General features: G+C 70.5%; 14 protein-coding genes. 10 read left to right on the forward strand and 4 right to left on the reverse strand.

All coding sequences use genetic code 11. From position 1 onward, the window contains the following. Positions 1 to 96 precede the first annotated feature (96 nt). Both WMF27_RS08890 and WMF27_RS08895 read left to right on the forward strand, forming a co-directional pair. Entirely contained in the window at positions 97 to 942 is an 846-nt protein-coding gene (locus tag WMF27_RS08890) for a GAF domain-containing protein (protein WP_437769348.1), read from the forward strand. A 2-nt stretch (positions 943 to 944) separates the two neighbouring features. Further along, on the forward strand, positions 945 to 1,322 hold the full coding sequence (locus WMF27_RS08895) for a response regulator (RefSeq protein WP_012234398.1): 378 nt from the start codon (positions 945 to 947) through the stop codon (positions 1,320 to 1,322). 137 nt (positions 1,323 to 1,459) lie between these two features. Here WMF27_RS08895 and WMF27_RS08900 read toward each other — a convergent pair whose 3' ends face one another. Beyond that, entirely contained in the window at positions 1,460 to 2,392 is a 933-nt protein-coding gene (locus WMF27_RS08900; RefSeq protein ID WP_437769347.1) for a diguanylate cyclase, read from the reverse strand. A 174-nt stretch (positions 2,393 to 2,566) separates the two neighbouring features. Further along, on the reverse strand, positions 2,567 to 3,310 hold the full coding sequence (locus WMF27_RS08905; RefSeq protein WP_437769346.1) for a metallophosphoesterase family protein: 744 nt from the start codon (positions 3,308 to 3,310) through the stop codon (positions 2,567 to 2,569). Between the two features lie 125 nt (positions 3,311 to 3,435). On the opposite strand from WMF27_RS08905, the gene glnE reads away from it, so the two are divergent. From glnE to WMF27_RS08920, 3 genes are all read left to right on the forward strand, one after another. Further along, entirely contained in the window at positions 3,436 to 6,633 is a 3,198-nt protein-coding gene (glnE, locus tag WMF27_RS08910) for a bifunctional [glutamate--ammonia ligase]-adenylyl-L-tyrosine phosphorylase/[glutamate--ammonia-ligase] adenylyltransferase (protein ID WP_437769345.1), read from the forward strand. A 47-nt stretch (positions 6,634 to 6,680) separates the two neighbouring features. Then, positions 6,681 to 7,223, forward strand: coding sequence for a hypothetical protein (locus tag WMF27_RS08915; protein WP_437769344.1), 543 nt, complete (start codon positions 6,681 to 6,683; stop codon positions 7,221 to 7,223). 442 nt (positions 7,224 to 7,665) lie between these two features. Then, positions 7,666 to 9,063 (forward strand): carboxypeptidase-like regulatory domain-containing protein, encoded by a 1,398-nt coding sequence (locus WMF27_RS08920; RefSeq protein ID WP_437769343.1) that lies wholly within the window; start codon positions 7,666 to 7,668, stop codon positions 9,061 to 9,063. 752 nt (positions 9,064 to 9,815) lie between these two features. Here the strand turns inward: WMF27_RS08920 and WMF27_RS08925 are convergent. Continuing rightward, a complete protein-coding gene (locus WMF27_RS08925; RefSeq protein WP_437769342.1) occupies positions 9,816 to 9,977 on the reverse strand; it encodes a hypothetical protein in 162 nt (53 codons plus the stop codon). A gap of 320 nt (positions 9,978 to 10,297) precedes the next feature. Here WMF27_RS08925 and WMF27_RS08930 point away from each other — a divergent pair, with 320 nt between their 5' ends. Continuing rightward, positions 10,298 to 11,008 (forward strand): hypothetical protein, encoded by a 711-nt coding sequence (locus WMF27_RS08930; RefSeq protein ID WP_437769341.1) that lies wholly within the window; start codon positions 10,298 to 10,300, stop codon positions 11,006 to 11,008. A gap of 238 nt (positions 11,009 to 11,246) precedes the next feature. On the opposite strand, the gene WMF27_RS08935 is transcribed toward WMF27_RS08930, so the two are convergent. Then, on the reverse strand, positions 11,247 to 12,380 hold the full coding sequence (locus tag WMF27_RS08935) for a hypothetical protein (RefSeq protein ID WP_437769340.1): 1,134 nt from the start codon (positions 12,378 to 12,380) through the stop codon (positions 11,247 to 11,249). A gap of 198 nt (positions 12,381 to 12,578) precedes the next feature. Between WMF27_RS08935 and WMF27_RS08940 the strand changes: the two genes are divergently transcribed. The 4 genes from WMF27_RS08940 to WMF27_RS08955 all read left to right on the forward strand — a co-directional run bounded on the left by WMF27_RS08940 (position 12,579) and on the right by WMF27_RS08955 (position 18,060). Further along, complete coding sequence (locus WMF27_RS08940) at positions 12,579 to 13,688, forward strand: DUF444 family protein (protein ID WP_437769339.1); 1,110 nt, start codon at positions 12,579 to 12,581, stop codon at positions 13,686 to 13,688. Positions 13,689 to 13,694: 6 nt separating this feature from the next. After that, positions 13,695 to 15,257, forward strand: coding sequence for a SpoVR family protein (locus WMF27_RS08945; protein ID WP_437769338.1), 1,563 nt, complete (start codon positions 13,695 to 13,697; stop codon positions 15,255 to 15,257). Further along, complete coding sequence (locus tag WMF27_RS08950; RefSeq protein WP_437769337.1) at positions 15,254 to 16,468, forward strand: tetratricopeptide repeat protein; 1,215 nt, start codon at positions 15,254 to 15,256, stop codon at positions 16,466 to 16,468. Before WMF27_RS08945 ends, WMF27_RS08950 begins: the two co-directional genes overlap by 4 nt. A 1,034-nt stretch (positions 16,469 to 17,502) precedes the next feature. Further along, the gene (locus WMF27_RS08955; protein ID WP_437534412.1) at positions 17,503 to 18,060 is read left to right on the forward strand and encodes a hypothetical protein; all 558 of its coding nucleotides are present in this window, start codon (positions 17,503 to 17,505) and stop codon (positions 18,058 to 18,060) included. Positions 18,061 to 18,076: the final 16 nt, after the last annotated feature.

Here is an 18,076-nt window from a genome sequence, read left to right on the forward strand (position 1 = left end):
CGGGGGCGCCGGGCATGCCTCTGGCCCGCGCTCGACGCTTCCGTCCGGTCAGCCCCGCATGATACGGTCCGAAGCTCTGGAGAACCCCGGGATAAAATGACGGAGAAAAAAGGGCGTCCGAGCGATCGTCCCCCCGAGGACCTGAAGAAGGAGCGCGATGCCTTCATTCAGCAGTTCTTCCGCAAGGGGGCGCAGCTGACCGAGGAGCTCCTCCGCGAGAACGAGCGCCTTCGTGACAAGATCTCCGAGCTCGAGTCGGAGAACGGCAAGCTCCGCGCGCACCTCGCGAGCGACTCGGCCATCCGCGATCTGCTCCGCAAGATCGAGGAGCTCGAGCAGGAGAAACGCGACCTCGTGACGCAGTCGGTGCGGATGGTGGCGGCCTCGGACCGCTTCAACAGCCGCTACTCGGAGGCGGAGGGAGAGCTCGCGAACCTCGCGAACCTGTACGTCGCGCTGTCGCAGCTGCACGCGGCGCGCAACGTGCGCCATGTCCTCCGCAACCTCAAGGAGCTCCTGGCGCAGTTCCTCGGGGCGGGCGCCTTCTCCGTGTACCTGGCGTCTCCCGATGGTAAAGAGCTCGTCTCGATCGCAAGCGAAGGCGTCGCGGTCGAGGAGATCGCGCGCGTGCCGGTGACCGAAGGCGTCGTCGGCCAGGCATTCTCGAAGGGGGAAATCTTCTTCGACGAGACCAAGGACGTCTCCAAGGGGAGCATCGAGGATCCCGCTGCAGTGATCCCGCTCGACTTCAACGGGCGCACCGTGGGTGTCATCGCGATCTTCAGCACGCTCCCGCAAAAGACGGAGTTCGTGAACGTGGACACCGAGCTCTTCAAGCTCCTCGGGGCCCAGGCCGCCCCCGCCCTCATCAACGCGCGGCTCTTCACCGACGCCGGCCGGAAGGTGCCTGGCGTCCAGGCATTCCTGGACCTGGAGGACTGATCATGGCCGAGTACTCGTGTCTGATCGTTGAAGACTCGCCCATGATGCGGCAGCTCTTGGTCTTCGCGTTGGCGCGCGTGAAGAACCTCCGCGTCACCGAGGCAGACGATGGCGTCGACGGTCTCCGCAAGCTCGCCTCGACCAAGTACGACGTGATCATCACCGACATCAACATGCCGATCATGGACGGGCTCAAGCTCGTCAAGCGCGTGCGCACGGATCCGGTCCACAAGGACACCCCGATCATCATCATCACCACCGAGGGGTCTCAGGAGGATCGCCAGCGCGCGTTGCAGCTCGGCGCGAACGCGTACATCACGAAGCCGATCCAGGCCCCGCAGGTCATCGCCAAGGTCAAGGAGCTCCTCAAGATCGACTGAGGCGCGCGCCACCGGCCGCGCCCTGTCGCCTGCGTCCTGCGGGCGCACGCTTCCATTCGCCGGCCGCTCGGGCGGCGCGGCGGCCTACCACGGCCGGGGCCGTGCGGGGCGGCGCTGCGATGAACCCGCGCCCCGCTCTACGGCTTCGGGCCGAACTTCAGGAGCACGCGGTTGCGGCCGGTGCGCTTCGCCTCGTAGAGCGCCTCATCGGCCGCCGCGATGAGGTCCGTGCCGTTCTGCACCGCGAGGTCGGGGTGCGCCGCGACGCCGACGCTGATCGTCGTCGGCATGCGAACGCCCTCGTGCTCGAAGACCGACCCCTCGATGAGGAGGCGCAGCCGCTCGCCGAGGATGCCTGCGTTCTCGAGCCCCACGCCGCGGCACAGGATGCCGAACTCTTCACCGCCGTAGCGCGCGAACACGTCCTCGGTCCGCACCGTGTGGCTCGCGATCTTGGCGATCCTCGCAAGCACGTAGTCGCCGGCGAGGTGCCCGAAGGTGTCGTTGATCCTCTTGAAATGATCGACGTCGAACATGAGCAGCGACAGCTGCGCGCCGTGCCGCCGCGCATAGGAGACCTCGGTCTCGAGCCGATCCAGGAAATACTTCTTGTTGAAGGCCTTGGTGAGGGCGTCGCGCAGCGCGGCGTCGTACATCTGCTGCTGAAACGACTCATCCAGGTGATCGTGGTAGGTGAACTTGAGGATGGTCGTCGAGCCCAGGCGGATCTTGTCGCCGTCGTGCAGGGCGACGCGCGTGATGTGCTCGCCGTTCACCATCGTCCCGTTCGAGCTGTTGAGATCCTCGATCAGCACCTGGCTGTCCATCTGGAGGAGGCGCGCGTGGCGCCGCGAGATGCCGTCGTCGTTCAGCCGGATGGTCGCCCCGGATGCCCGGCCGATCACGATCTCGGCGCCCTCGACCCGGTACATCTCGCCGACGTTCGAGCCAGCGAGCACGATGAGGTAGGCGCGGTCCTTCGGCGAGCGCGCCGGGAGCTCCTTGTGGAGTTCCCCAACGTTGGCCACCCGCGTAGCCTCGAAGTCATCGTCGGGGAGGTAGCTGCCCATGCTCCCTGAGGATGATCCTAAATCCTTGAAATAGGTTCAAGCGGGAGGGCATGGCACAGGCGATGTTCCCTGTCGGGTAGGGTGCGTGACGGAGCGCCGCGCGTCTCGCGCCGCTCGAGCGTCTCCCTTCACTTGCGCGCGCTCCCGACGGAGCGCTCCCGCGCACATGCGCGCTCACGCAGCCCTGCCGAGCGGCACCACGAGCTGCTCGACCCAGAGCTCGCCCGCTCGGAGCTCGATGAACGTCGCGTCGGCGTGCCCCGCGCCATAGGCGGAGACGGTACCGCTCCGCACAAGGTCGCCAGGCGCGCGCGCACCGACACGCACGTGATCGACGGTGCCCCGCACGTCGCCCCGCAGCGAGCACGGCGCTTCGCCCACCGAGCCGACGTTGATGATGCGCACGCCGCCCACCATCCGATCGAACGGGACGTGGGAGCCACCACAGATCACGACATCCGCCGGATCGTCGCCGAGCAGGGAGAGCACCTCCTCATCGGTCATGTCGTGAGAGATCGGCTCGAGCGGATCCGCCGGGGAGCCGTGGACCAGGACGAGCTCGCCGCCGTCCTCGAGCGGCAGGCGGTACGTCGGGGCGAGCCGCGCCAGCCGCGCCAGGATCAGCTCGCCGAGCTCGGTGCGCGTCTGGGACAGGCGATCGAGCCGCGCTCGCTCGTGCTCGCTCCGCGCCCTGACCTTGTCGAGGTCCAGCGTCGCCAGGGCGCGATCCGATACGCCCTGTACGCAAACCGCCTTGGCCTGGGTGAGCCGGCGCCACGTCTCGAGCGGCTTCGGGCCGGGAAAGCAGAGATCCCCGGCGACCAGGAGCTGGGTGTACCCTCGGCGCTCGGCCGTGGCCAGGACCGCCGCGAGCGCGTCGGCGTGGCCGTGAATATCCGAGACGCAGAGCAATCGCACCCGGCGAGCATAGGATCGGAGAGCGACGCCGCCAAGGCGCGAGGTGGGGCAAGGTGGCGATAAACCGGCGGTCGGGCCCTGCGGAACCGCCGTTCACGCCCCCACGGTCTTGCTAGCCTCCCGCCATGCAACAGGTCTCGAGGCTCCTGGAGATCGCGAGCGCGATCGATGAGCAACGCGTGAAGGATCGCGCGGAGCGGCTGTCGTCCCGGCTTCGTCCCGGGACGATGGCCTTCGCCATCGCGGCGCTCCTGACGGCCGCCTACCCCGCGATCGGCGCGATCATCGAGGCGAATCCGGACATCGTGGAGCGGCTCGCGGCGGAGGGCCACCAGACGGCGCGCGATCGCGCCACGTACCTGGCGCGGATCCGGAGCCGCGTCGGCGACGTCTCGGACACGGACCGCGTCCGGCGGGAGCTCCGGCGCGTGGCGCGCGAGGAGCGGATCCGCGTCGCGCTGCGCGAGCTGCTCCCGCCGTCGGCGGGCGGCGCGGACATCGACGTCACCGCGCGCGAGCTCACCGCGCTCGCCGAGGCCACGATCGAGGTCGCGCTCGCCGAGGCCGTCTCCGCCGTGACCGCGCGGTTCGGCGAGCCGCGCACCGCGACGGGCGCGCGCTCGAAGTTCGTCGTGCTCGGGATGGGGAAGCTCGGCGGCGACGAGCTCAACGCGGGCTCCGACGTGGATCTGATCTACCTCTACGACACGGACGACGGGCACGTGGGCCTGCCCGGCGACCGCGCCGTCTCGGTCACCCTGCACGACTTCTGGGCCCGCGTCGCGCGCCGCCTCACGTCGACGCTCGAGGAGGTCACGGAGGACGGCTTCGTCTGGCGCGTGGATCTCCGGCTCCGCCCCGAGGGCCGGAGCGGCCCGCTCGTCAACTCCCTGGCCGCAGCCGAGCGCTACTACGAGTCGTTCGGCCGCCTCTGGGAGCGCGCCGCGCTGCTCCGCGCCCGCGAGATCGCCGGCGATCTCGACTTCGGCGCCGAGGCGCTCGGGGTGCTCGGCCCGTTCGTGTGGCGGCGCCAGGTCGACCCGCACCTCGCCGTCGACATGATCGAGCTCGTCGATCGCGCTCGCGCGGAGCTCCCGCACGACGCGTCGCGCGACCTGAAGCTCGGCCCGGGAGGGATCCGCGAGGCGGAGTTCTTCGTGCAAGCCCTGCAGCTCATCTGGGGCGGGCGCGAGCCCCGCGCGCGCGCGCAGGGCATGCTCGACGGCCTGCGGCGCCTGCGCACCCTCGGGTACGTGACCGACCGGGAGGGGCGGGAGCTCGTGGAGGGCTACCTCGCGCTCCGGCGCGCGGAGCACGCGGTGCAGTCCGCGACCGGCGTGCAGACGCACCTCCTCCCCGACAGCGAGGCGGAGATCGCGCGCCTCGCGCGGACGCTGCGCTTCGAGGACGCCGCGGCGTTCCTGGCCGACACCGCGCAGCGCCGGGGGCGCATCAAGGCCCGGCTCCTGTCGCTCCTGCCGAAGGGGAGCGCCCGGCCGTCGCGGTGGATCGACGCGATGGCCGCCCTCGACCACGGCGATCGCGACGTGTTCGCCGAGGCGCTGGCGAAGCACGCCGTGCTCGTCCTCGGCGGCGAGCCGGCGGCCGCCGCCGGCGGCGCGCCCGAGCTCGCCGCGCCGCCGGAGCCGCACGCCTCGCTGACGGCGCGCTTCCGCGACGTCGCCGACGATCTCTTCGAGCTGTCCCGCCACCCGGACGGCCTTCTCGGGGCGCGCAGCCGCGAGGGGTCCTCCTCCCTCGCGGAGACGCTGCTCGCCGCGGTGGTCGACGCCGCCGATCCGGAGCAGGCCGCGCGCTTTCTCCGGCTGTGCTTCTCCCGCATCAGGCACTCCTCCGTCTACGCGCGCATGCTCGGCGACGAGCCGCGCGCGCTCCGCAGGCTCGTCGAGGCGCTCGGATCGAGCGCGTTCATCGGCGACGCCATGGTGAGGTACCCCGAGCTCGTCGACGCCGTCCTGTTCGCGCGCGGCGCGCCGAGCGCCGAGCTGATCCGACACACGATCGAGGCCAGCCTCAGCGAGGCGTCGCCGGACGAGGATCCGGAGGAGGCGCTCATCGGGGCGCTCCGGCGCGCCAAGGCGCGCGTCACCATCGAGGTCGGCCTCGCCGACCTGAGCGGCGAGGTCGGCACGCGCGAGGCGACGCTCGCGCTCTCGGATCTGGCCGACGCGTCGCTCGAGGCCGCGACGCGCTTCGCGCTGGGGACGCCGCCGGGCGAGCCCGTGCGAGGGCTCGCCGTGATCGCGATGGGCAAGCTCGGCGGACGCGAGATCGGCTACGGCTCGGATCTGGACGTCTTCTTCCTGTTCGACCCGGCGTGCGCGCCGCCCGGCGAGCAGGGGGCCGCGTCCGACCCCGGCACGTACTACGCGCGGCGCGCGCGGCAGATCATCCGGCTCATCTCCATGTCGCACGCGGCGGGCTCAGGCTACGAGCTCGACACGCGCCTGCGCCCGTCGGGCAGCCAGGGGCTGCTCGTCACGTCCGCCGACTCGTTCGCTCGCTACCACGGCATCCGCCGCGCCGACGCGGCTGCCCCGGCGCCCGCGGAGCCGGAGTCGTCGCCCGGCGCGCGGCACATGCGCGCGGCGATCTGGGAGCGGCTCGCGCTGATCCGGGCGCGCGCGTCGGCCGGCGATCCCGAGCTCGGGGCGGAGGCGATCGCCATCGCGCACGAGGCCGCGTACCTCCAAGCGGACGACTTCGATCGGATCGCCGACGAGATCCACCGGCTCCGGCTGCGCATGGAGCGCGAGCTCTCGCACGAGCGCCGCGGCCGCCGCGACTTCAAGCTCGGGCGGGGCGGCCTCGCGGACATCGAGTTCGCGGTGCAGCTCCTGCAGATCCGGCACGGCGCCGATCCGCGCGTCAGGACCACCGAGACGCTCGCGGCGATCGACGCGCTCGCCGCGGCCGGACACCTCTCGGCCGCGCACGCCGAGACGTTCCGGGACGGCCACGCGTTCCTGCGCAAGCTGGAGCAGCGGATCCGCATCGTGCACGCGGACGCGTCGCAGCTCCTCGAGGAGGACGCGCCCGGGGTCCCGACCCTCGCGCGCCGGACGGGCATCCGGGGCCGCACCGCGGCCGAGGCCGCGCGCGAGCTGCTCGCGCGCTACGGCGCGATCACCGAGCGCGTACGCCGGGCGTACGAGGCCATCGTCGCGGGCGGCGCGGCGACCGAGGCGCGAGAGGCGACCGCGGGGGAACCGAGGGAACCGAGGGAACCGGGGGAACCGAGGGAACCGAGGGAACCGGGGGAACCGAGGGAACCGAGGGAACCGGGCGAAGACGAGCGCTGACGGTTGCCGTTGACCCTTGTCGGACGCGGTGGAATGCCAGCGTTCCGATGACCATCCAGAGCGAGCAGAGCGCACGCCCGTCCGTCGGGCACCGTCATGTCACGGGGACGACCTCCCTCGATAGCCTCGTCGGCGCGCACCCGGGTACGCTGAGGCAGTTCTACGAGGCAGGGAAGCCGGCGGACCCGGCGGAGCTCGGCGATCTGCCGCGAGGGCGCCTGCTCGCCCTGCAGCCGACGGCCGAGATCCACCTGGCGACGCGCCCGCTGATCACGGCGCTCGCGTCGCGCTGGATGCCCTGGAAAGGGAACGAGTTCGACCATGGCGGCAACTCCGGCAGGAACGTGGTCTTCGGGAGCCGGATCTGTCGCTTCAAGGCGCAGCTGATCCCTTCGGAGCTCGACGGCAAGCCGACGCTCGCGCTGACGTATGGCGAGAAGGCGTTCGGCAATCCCTGGCCGGTGAGCGCGGTCAAGGACGAGCTGCGGACCGTGGAGGCCGGGCTCGCGATCGGGCCGATGCTGCTGAAGTGGCACGAGCGGTGGCACGCCGTGCTCTGGTTCGGGCTGACCCGCGTCGATCCGCAATAATCCGCCGGACCGGCCCGAAGCGGGCTCAGGCGAGCCGGAGGCGCGAGCGGCGCTCGTCGCGGGACCTCGCTCGCGGCGCGCGCGGCGTGCGGCTTCAGAGAGCAACGCGCTCGTCACGAATCATCGATCCGTCAATCCTTCTTGTCATTGCGTCACGCACCATGTCGGACGCACGGAGATCCGCTGTCCGGGCCGTCCGACCGCGCGACACGCATGTCCTTCGCGGACGCGGTAGTCAGAGGTATCAGGGCTCGCCCTAATAACCCATCGCTCCATTCCTGCTCTTTGCTGGACATACTTCCCGATTTCTACGGTCTGGCATACGATAGAGACTGGGCGGCAGCAGAGCACCTTTGCTCGCGTCGCCGGGAGGCTCGAAATGGTGACTTGGTCGGGCAAGGCGGGAGTCTTGATGGCTGCGATCGCTGTAGCACCGGGCGTCATGGCTGGCTGCTCCTGCGGAGATACCGGGGGCACGGCGCCGATCGCATCCGGCGGCGCGGGGCCTGGCGGTGGGAGTGGAATTGGCGGTGGCTTCGGCGGCTTCCCGGCGATCGCCAGCGGGGGCGGCGTCGGAGGCCAAGGCGAAGGCGACTGCGAGGGCCTCGAATGCCAGCAGGTCGAGTGCGAGAACGGGGCGAAGACGACGGTGAGCGGCACCGTGTACGACCCCTCGGGCAAACTGCCGCTCTACAACGTGATCGTCTACGTCCCGAATGCGCCGCTCGATCCCATCCCCGACGGCGCGACCTGCGATCAGTGCAGCGCGACGCTCTCCGGCTCACCCCTCGTGACGGCGCTGACCGATACGGAAGGAAAGTTCGTCCTGGAGGACGTACCGGTCGGCGAGAACATCCCGCTGGTCGTCCAGGTGGGCAAATGGCGCCGCGAGATGACGCTCCCCGTGGTCGAGCGATGCGAGGACACCGCGACGGACGCCGGGATCATCCGGTTGCCGCGCAACCAATCGGAGGGGCACATCCCGAAGATCGCGCTCACGACGGGCGGCGCTGATCCGCTCGAGTGCTTGCTGCACAAACTCGGGATCGATGAGAGCGAGTTCACGCCGGAGACCGGGACCGGGCGGATCAACCTGTTCGCCGGCCGCGGGGACGTCGATCACGAGGTGACGACGCGCTATGCGGATGGCCTGAATCAAGGCGTGGAGTTCACCTCGGCCACGAGCCTCTGGGGGACCGTCGAGGCCCTGCGCCAGTACGACATGGTGATCCTCGCCTGCGAGGGCGATCCGCACCAGGAGGACAAACCCGGCCCCGCGCGCCAGGCCATGTTGGACTATACCTCGCTCGGCGGGCGCGTGTTCGCGTCCCACTGGCACAACGTCTGGTTGAAGAAGGGGCCGGCGCCGTTCCCGGACACGGCGGTCTGGGACAACGACGTCACGGACCCGGAGAGCCCTCTCACGGCGCTCGTGGACACCACGCTCCCGAAGGGGCAAGCCCTCGCGGAGTGGCTCGTCAATGTCGGCGCGTCGGACGTGCCCGGCGAGATCGTGATCAACGGCGCGCAGCATACGGTGAGCGACGTGACCGAGGACATCTCGACCCGGTGGATCTATTACAACGAGCCCGAGCCGGCCGGGGTCCAGTACTTCACATTCAACACGCCCGTCGACGTCCCGGAAGATCAGCAGTGCGGGCGTCTCGTGTTCACGGACATCCATGTCTCTGCGGCGGACCTCACGGGCCCGCCCTTCCCGGAGGGGTGCTCCACGGAGGAGCTGAGCGCTCAGGAGAAGGCGCTGCTCTTCATGCTGTTCGATCTGTCGTCCTGCATCGTTCCCGACGACGAGCCGCCGCCGATCCCCATCCCGCAGTGACCTGCCTCCCTCGCGTCCCTGGCGTCCACCGCGCCGCCGGCGCCCGCGCGCCGGCCCCGGGCCTCGCCGGCGCCGAAGGACGCATGTCGGTATTCTCCTGAGCTACGTCGTCTCCATCCCGAGCTGCCCCGCAAACGATCCTTGATGATGGGCGGAGAGCGTCGTCTCCGCTCGATCCGGCGGGCGCCGCGCGCCATCGGGGGTCGCCTTCGTGCCTCTCCGGGGTGTCCTGTCGCTATCCGCCTCGCCTGACCGCGGGAGACCGCGAGCCGGGGGACGTCTGTGATCCATCGCGCGCCGGCGGCGGGACGCGCTGCCGCGCTGCGCAGCCATTCGCCGCGCTGCGCTGCGCGTGCGCCTCGGAGATATCGATTGAGCAGACGGAGGCGTACGAAGGCGACAATCATGACGACAGCCGAGACAAGAGGCTGTCGCGGTGGGAAGCACTACGCAGATACGGAATGTCATCCATGCATGGTCCGGGGATCCTGCTAGGATGAATCTCGCCCGCAGTGCGGGGTCACATCCGGAGCCTGGGTCGCTGGTCTTCGGCTCGGCAGAAGGAACATTCCTACGATGGTCCAGCATCGCCCTAAGCCAGCGGCTGCATGTCGGGCCATCGAGCGTTGGCTTCGCGAGGGCGGTCGTGCTCCGCGGTTGCGCGGGGCGTCGCAGGAGACCGGGCGCACGGAGGCGCTTCCGCTGCAGGGCGAGATGGGGGGGATGCGCGGGGTGATGGAGGGCGATGAAGTTCAGGTCTGTCCTGCGCCGCCGCCGCCGTCCTCGCGCCGGCATACGTTCAGCCGGCGCGGCGGCGCGGGCTGCCCGCTCTGCGCGCGGCGCGCGCGGTCGACGATGCCAGGCCTCGGCGGGGCGCCGTATCCCTTCCTGGCCGCCACCTGGGTGGTGCTCATGGTCGGCGAGCCCTTGCCGTCACCGCCCTGATCACGCCCGGGCGCGGCGTCGTGCGCGTCAGCCGCGCTGCAGCGCCCGGGCGCGGCGTCGTGCGCGTCAGCCGCTCTGCCGCGCACGACGCCGCGCTCCGGGAGCATTCGTCGCCGGCGCGGCGGAGCGGGCGCGTGCCCACCTCTCCCGTGGGCCGCGAAGGTGGCTGGCGTGCCGCTGCGCCCGGAGGTGGGGGCCTCGCGCGGAGGCTCGACGGCCGAGCATCTGCCGGCGTCCTCTTGGGATGCTTGGGATGGGATGGGATGGGAAAGATGCGGCTGGGCGCCCCGTGGCGAGCGGCGCGCCCGACGCTGCAGCTCAGCTGGCCGCCGACCGCTTGCCGGCGGTCGCGCGCTTCTGCCCCGCCCTCTGCGCGCCCGGCTGCGCCGCCTTCGTTCGCCGCGCGGCTCCGCGCCCGACGCGGGCGCTGGCCGACGGCTTCCTCATCGCCGCTGCGCGCTGCGGGGCCGCGCGCTTCGCGCCCGCCGCGCGCGTCGTCTTGCGCCCGCCGGCCGGCGTCGCGCCCGCCGCGCGCGTCGTCTTGCGCCCGCCGGCCGGCGTCGCGCCCGCCGCGCTCCGGCCGCGCCCCGCCGCGTTACCGGTGGTGGTCCGCTTCCTCGTCGTGGCCGCCCTCTTGGCCGCGCCGCTCTGCTGCCGGCTCGTCTGTCCGGCGGTCGCCTTCCTCGGCGCGCTGCTGGTCTTCTTCTTCTCCGCCGCCGCGGTGCTCCGCGCCGTGCCCGGCCGCGCCGCGGCGCTCGCGCCTGCCTTGCTCGCTCCCTTCTTCGCCCGCGTCACCCGCCGGGTCGACGCAGCGGCCATCCGTGCGCCGGCAGCGGACTTCGTCCGCCTGCGCGGAGCCTTCCGACCCGCCTCGCCCCGGGAGTTCGCGGGCGCAGCTTGCTCGCGCTCGCCGCTCTGGACCCGCTTCCTCTGCTTGGACGTATCCTTCGATGTCTCGCCTCTCGGCATTGAGCCCTCCCCCCGAGCTCTCTCGACATGAGCTCGCTCGTGGACTCATGGTGCCACAGCCTTCCCTCTTTCCCGGTCGGAAAGTCGGCGGGAAGCACCGGAATCGAAATCAGGATCCGCTGTAGCCAACCCCGGCGGAAGCGCCTATTGCGCGTCAGGCGCTCGGCAATCCGCGCTCCAGACCCGCGCGGCGGAGCCGCGGGCGCGGCGAGCCCCACGCCCGCGCGAGACCCGCGCCCCTCGCGCCGCCGTCGCGCCCGCGCCGCGCGTCAGAAGCAGGCGCCGCCGCCGCAACTCCTGCCCACGCAGCGCAGCAGCTGCAACGTCTCCGCGCTGTGGATGCACTGGAACCCGCAGACGGCGGGGCCGCTCCCCTCGTCGAGGCAGCCGAAGAAGCACGCGACGTCGTCCGCGCACGGCTGGCCGTCGCGCGCGCACGGAGGCCGGCAGACGCCGTCCTCGCACGCGCCGCTGCAGCACGCCTCGCCGGACGCGCAGCGGCTGCCGTCTGCGGCGCACTCGACGCAGACCAGCCCGCAGAGCCTGGGGACCTCGCCGACGCAGATCTCGTCCCAGCTGGTGGTGCAGCAGAACGGGTCGAACCGGCAGAGCTCCGCCGCGCACCCGCCGCAGTCCGTGGCGAGCGGCGCGCCGATCGCGCAGGGCGCGTGCGAGCACGCCGCGCCCCCGCACACGCCCTGCGCGCAGACGCCGGAGCAGCACGCATCGGCCGAGCCGCACGCGACCCCGTCCGAGCTGCACCCGCCGCAGATGCCCGCGTTGCAGCGCCCGGTGCAGCAATCCGCGCTCTGGCCGCACGCGGAGCCGTCGGGCGCGCACGCCTCGGCGCAGACGCCCGCGATGCAGGCGCCGCTGCAGCACGCGTCGCCCGCGCTGCAGCGCGCGCCGTTCTGGATGCACGGCGCGCGGCACGCGCCCTCCACGCAGCTCAGCGAGCAGCACTGTCCCGCGGACCCGCACGCGCTCCCGTCCCGGAAGCAGCCCCGCCCGCAGGCCCCGCCCATGCAGACCCCGGCGCAGCACTCCGCCGCGCTCTGGCACGGCGCCCCGTCGGCCGAGCAGCCCTGCCCGCAGAGCCCGCCGGTGCACAGGCCGGCGCAGCAGTCGCCCGGGGCGGCGCACGGCGCGCCGTCCCGCGCGCAGCTGTCGCCGCCGCAGATCCCCTGCGCGCACACGGCGCTGCAGCAGTCCGCCGCGCCCTGGCAGGGGAGCCCGTCCTCCCGGCACACCGGCGGGTCCGGGGGCGGCGCGTCGGGGGCGCCCCCTGCGCCCGCGAGATCGGGCAGCCCGACGAGCTGCTCTCGCGAGCCGCACCCGAGGGCCTGCGCCGCGAGGACCACGAGCGCGAGGAACGCGCGGAGGGAGCGCGCTCGAAACAGCACGGCGACGAGGCTAACACGGGGGCCAGTTCACGACGGGCGGGCGTGGCGGTGGGGCAACGGCGGGGAAGTGGGGAAGTGGGGAAGTCGGGGATGGAGACGTCGAACGGAAGCGGGGAAGCGGCGCCGCCGGGGCGGGAGACCTCGGCGGCCCGCCGAACGTGCGGACCCGAGGCGGCTTCCGATGCTACACTCGCGAGCGTGTCGTTGAAGATCGACCAGGATCACGGGCGCTTCCGTCAGATCGTTCGCGGCCGCATCCGCGAGAACCTGCGCAAGTACATCTCGCAGGGCGAGCTCATCGGACGAAAGGGGAAGGACCTCGTCTCGATTCCCATCCCTCAGATCGACATCCCGCGCTTCCGCTTCGGCGACAAGCAACGCGGCGGTGTGGGGCAGGGCGACGGCAACCCCGGCGATCCCGTGGGGGGCTCGGACGACAAGCAGCCCGGCCAGGGGCAGGCGGGCAGCGGCGAGGGGGACCACCTCCTCGAGGTCGACGTCACGCTCGAGGAGCTCGCCGGCATCCTCGGCGAGGAGCTCGAGCTGCCCGACATCCAGGACAAGGGCAAGAGCAAGATCTCGAACGCCCACGATCGCTACTCCGGCATCCGCAGGGTGGGCCCCGAGTCGCTGCGCCACTTCAAGCGGACGTACCGCGAGGCGTTGAAGCGGATGATCTCGAGCGGGACGTTCCGCCCGTCGGCGCCCGTCGTCGTCCCCGTCCCGGACGACAAGCGGTACCGCTCGTGGAAGACGATCACCGAGCCCGTCGCGAACGCGGTCATCATCTACATGATGGACGTCTCCGGGTCGATGGGCGACGAGCAGAAGGAGATCGTGCGCATCGAGTCGTTCTGGATCGATGCGTGGCTGACCCGCCAGTACAAGGGCCTCGAGTCGCGCTTCATCATCCACGACGCGATCGCCCGCGAGGTCGACCGGGACACGTTCTTCCACACGCGCGAGTCCGGCGGCACGATGATCTCGAGCGCCTACAAGCTGTGCTCGCAGATCATCGACAACGACTACCCGCCGGACGAGTGGAACATCTATCCGTTCCACTTCTCCGACGGCGACAACTGGTCGATGGACGACACGCTCTCCTGCGTGGACGTGCTCAAGACCCAGATCCTGCCGCGGGTCAACATGTTCGCCTACGGGCAGGTCGAGAGCCCGTACGGCTCGGGCCAGTTCATCAAGGATCTGAAAGAACACTTCTCGCACGACGATCGGGTGGTGGTGAGCGAGATCAGGGACAAGGACGCCATCGTGGGCAGCATCAAGGATTTTCTGGGGAAGGGGAAGTAGAGCGGTATGAGCAAGTTCGCCCTGAACACCGCGCTTCCCCGCTACCTGCGCACCGAGAAGGAGCGCATCGAGAAGATCGCCCGGGACTACGGGCTCGACTTCTTCCCCGTCATCTTCGAGATGCTGACGTACGATCAGATGAACGAGATCGCCGCGTACGGCGGCTTCCCGAGCCGCTACCCGCACTGGCGGTTCGGCATGGAGTACGAGCAGCTCTCGAAGAGCTACGAGTATGGCCTCTCGAAGATCTACGAGATGGTCATCAACAACAATCCTTCGTACGCCTACCTCCTCGAGGGCAACTCGCTCACCGACCAGAAGCTCGTCATGGCGCACGTGTACGCGCACGTCGACTTCTTCAAGAACAACTTCTGCTTCCGGTCCACCGATCTCGACCATCGCGGCCCGATCCTCGACCCGGTGCGGAAGAGCGAGGCCTACGATCCGGACCGCAAGTGGATCGACAAGATGGCGAACCACGGCGCGCGCGTGTCGCGCCACATCGAGCGCTACGGCATCAACAAGGTCGAGGCGTTCGTCGACCACTGCCTCTCGCTCGAGAACCTGATCGACCCGTGGGCCCCCTTCACCGGCCGTCCTGTGGCCAAGGAGGACGAGGAGCCCACGGAGGAGCCGATGGACACCTACAAGCTCCGGGCCAAGGAGTACATGGACTCCTTCATCAACCCGGAGGAGATCCTCGCGGCGCAGCGGAAGAAGCGGCAGGACCAGAAGAAGCCGGAGCGCAAGGTGCCGGAGCGCCCGGAGCGCGACGTGCTCAAGTTCCTGCTCGACCACGCGCCGCTCGATCGGTGGGAGCGCGACGTGCTCGAGATCATCCGCGAGGAGACCTACTACTTCGTCCCGCAGCGCCAGACGAAGATCATGAACGAGGGGTGGGCCTCGTACTGGCACTCGAAGATGATGACCGAGAAGGTCCTCGATGCGTCGGAGATCATCGACTACGCCGAGAACAACGCCGGTGTCATGGCGACGGCGCCGGGGCGCTTCAACCCCTACAAGGTTGGCGTGGAGCTCTATCGCTACATCGAGGAGCGATGGAACAAGGGCCGCTTCGGCCGCGAGTGGGAGGAGTGCGCGGACCTCGACGCGAAGCGCACGTGGGACATGCGGCTCGGCCTCGGCCGCGAGAAGATCTTCCAGGTGCGCGCGCTCTACAACGACGTGACCTTCATCGACGAGTTCCTGACGCCGGAGTTCGTGATCGAGCAGAAGATGTACACGTTCGGCTTCTCGGGGCGGAATGACAGGTTCGAGATCGAGAGCCGCGAGTTCAAGGAGGTGAAGGAGAAGCTCCTCTTCCAGCTGACGAACTTCGGCGACCCGTACATCCGTGTCGTCGACGCCAACTACGGCAACCGCGGAGAGCTCCTGCTCGAGCACGTGCACGGCGGCTTCGACCTCCGCGCCGACTACGCGCGCGAGACGCTCGTGGCGCTCGTCCGATGCTGGAAGCGGCCGGTCGGCGTGGCGACGAAGATGGATAACAAGCCTGTGCTGCTCCGGTACGACGGCAAGGAGCACGCGATGACCCCGTACAAGCTGTGAGCGCCTGCGGAGCGATCCGCCGGCTCGGCGTCCTGCTCGCGCTCGCCGGCTGCGCCCCGGCGGCGCCGGCGTCGCGCTCGCCGGCGCCGCGACCACCGGCGGAGGCCCCTGCGCCGTCTGCCCGGATCGAGCCGACGGCGAACGCGGCGCCCGCGCCGCCTCCGGGGAGCGGCGCGGCCCCGGGCGCGGCCCCGCCGGTCGGCTCGGGCGTCCCGCTCGACGCGCCTTCCACGAGCGAGGCGGCGGCGGCGAGCCCTCCTCCGCGCGTCGCGCGCGGCACCGGCACGCCCGCGGACAGGAAGCTCGAAGAGGGCGACGCCGCCTACGCGAGCGGCGATTTCGCCGCTGCCGAGAGGGCCTATCGCGCGGCCGCGCAGCTCGACAAGAAGGACGCGGCGGCGATCGTCGGCGCCCAGCGCGCGGCGATCGCCAGGGCAGGCGTTTCCACCGACTACAACGGGGCGCCGGGCGACAGGACGCTGCTCGCCGCGCTCCCGGAGCTGAAGCGCGCGGTGGCGCTCGAGCCTGACCACGCGCTCGCGCACCTCGAGCTCGGCCGCACACTCCTTGTCCTGGGCCGGGCCGACGCGGCGCTCGGTGAGCTGACGCGTGCCGCGGAGCTCGCCCCGAGCGACGCCGAGGCGCACTCCGCGCTCGGCGTCGCGCACCTCGCGCTCGGCAACCTGCAAGACGCTGTCCGCGAGCTGACGCGGGCGGCGGAGCTCGCCCCCGGGGACGCGGAGCGGCAGGCGAACCTCGGGACAGCGCTCCTGGCCGCGGGGAAGACGGCCGACGCGATCCGCGCTTACGAGCGCGCCGCGAGGCTCTCGCCGGCGGACGCGCGCCTGCAGAACGACCTCGGGACGGCGCTCCTCGCGGCGAACGATCCCGCGCGCGCCGTTCCGCACCTCGAGGCGGCGGTGGCGCGCGACCCGGCGCGCGCCACCTACCGATCGAACCTCGGGTATGCGTACCACCTCCGCGGCGACCTGCAGAGGGCGACCGCGCTCTACCGCGAGGCGCTCAAGCTCGACGACAAGCTCGGGAGCGCCTGGATCAACCTGGGCAACGCCCTCGCGCAGTCGGGCCAGCTGAAGGACGCGCGCGCGGCGTACGAGAAGGCGCGCGCCGTCGATCCCACGGATCCGCGTGTGAAGGCGGTGATGGACGAGCTCGACGCCATCGAGCGGCGAGGCGCTCCGCGGCGGTGACGTCGAGGCGCCGGTGGCGTGAGCTTCCCCGGCGCTGCGCGGCGCGAGCCCGCGGTCAGGCGTCCGCTGCGCCCGGCGCTCGGAGGCGGCGCGCTGCCGCGCCCGACAGCGCGACGGTGAACACACGTAGCCGGCATGGATGTTTGTCAAGCTCAATCGTTGCCATGTCCGACCTCGCGCGTCCCTTGGCGGCTCGCGCCGCTCGTGGCGAAGGTGAGGGCGCTCGGTCGAGCGGCGCCCAGCAGCAGGACGTGGGCTGCGGGACCATCGATGTTGCACAGCGCTCCCGGACGCCTGACGACACCCGGCGCCAGCCCCGAGCGCTCGCCCGGCGTGGGACTCATCGCGGCGCTGCCTCGAGACGCCGACTCCCGCGCGAGAGGGCCGCATACCGAATCCGCGGCCGAGAGACGCACTCGGCTCCGGCGCGCGTTGGGCCACGTGGTAGGTCGGCGCACGGATCTCCTCGCACTCCCGCGGCGACTCGCGGGACCACACCATGTCTGAGCGCACCTCCGCCGCGCGCAGGAAGGGGTTGACAGCAGCGACGCACTTTCGATTACCTCTCTTCTGCTGCTCCAAATGGTCTGATGGTCAACGACTGTGCGCCCCGCCGAGGCGAGCGGGGAGCACATGTATAGCGAATTACAATTGGCGTCGCCGGCGTGGGTGTTCTGTGGACAAAATGTCTGCCTGTCGTGGCGACCTACGAACACCGCGTGCTGAGGCAAGCGGAGCCCGTTTCACCCGGAGTTGCGCGAAGCGACCGAACGGAGCCGTCGGCCAGCGGGCGGCGCCCTACATCGGTTCACCTGGCCATGGGACCAGTGATCTTCGACAAATGCGAGCGGTATTACAGAAAAACTACGGCGCGGTGGCATGCCTGGTGCAACCGGCCGGGCGATCGCTGACGTTTCTGCCGCGTGAAGGCCCGGATGGCGCTCGCTGGAAACCTCGCGATGCACTCGACGGGGCACCCCGAACCCGGGTAATCTCGTTCGTGCCTCACTTGTCAACCAACCCCCGAGGCTTTGATGTCCGTTTCCAAGCAGGCCGACATAGCTCCGACCTTGCGACCGCCGCCCGCGTTACCGGCGGACGGCATGGTCATTTCCGCGAACTTCTCGGTCGGTGGCTTCAGTAAACGGTGGAACCACTGTCATCAGCTAGCCAATTTCCTCGCGAGGTACGCGAGCGCCAATGAGGATGACCCCGAGCGCCACGCGACCTTGCTCTCGACGTTCTTCAACGAATTGTTGGAGGCGATATACAGGAATCACGGCTCCACCGGCGAGATCAAGATGCGGTTCCGCAAGAAGCAGAACCACATCCTCGTCGAGGCGGAGGTCCCGATCAACGAGCAGAGCGCCAAGTTCTACAACCACGCCGTCCAGCTGGCCAATCAGCCGGACCCGATGGCCTGGTATCGAGAGCAGCTCGAGCACGACGTTCCGGATGATGACGCCCAGGCGCTCGGGCTGCTCGAACTCGCGGTCGTCTACGGCTCGAAGCTCAGTATCTCCGAACCCACGAGCGGGGACTGGCTCCTTCTGGCGATTCAGTTCCCGTTCACTGAGGTAGAAGAACTATGACTGCTCCGATCGGTCG

It is taken from the genome of Sorangium sp. So ce281, assembly GCF_051527395.1.
Taxonomy (GTDB): Bacteria; Myxococcota_A; Polyangia; order Polyangiales; family Polyangiaceae; genus Sorangium; species Sorangium cellulosum_B.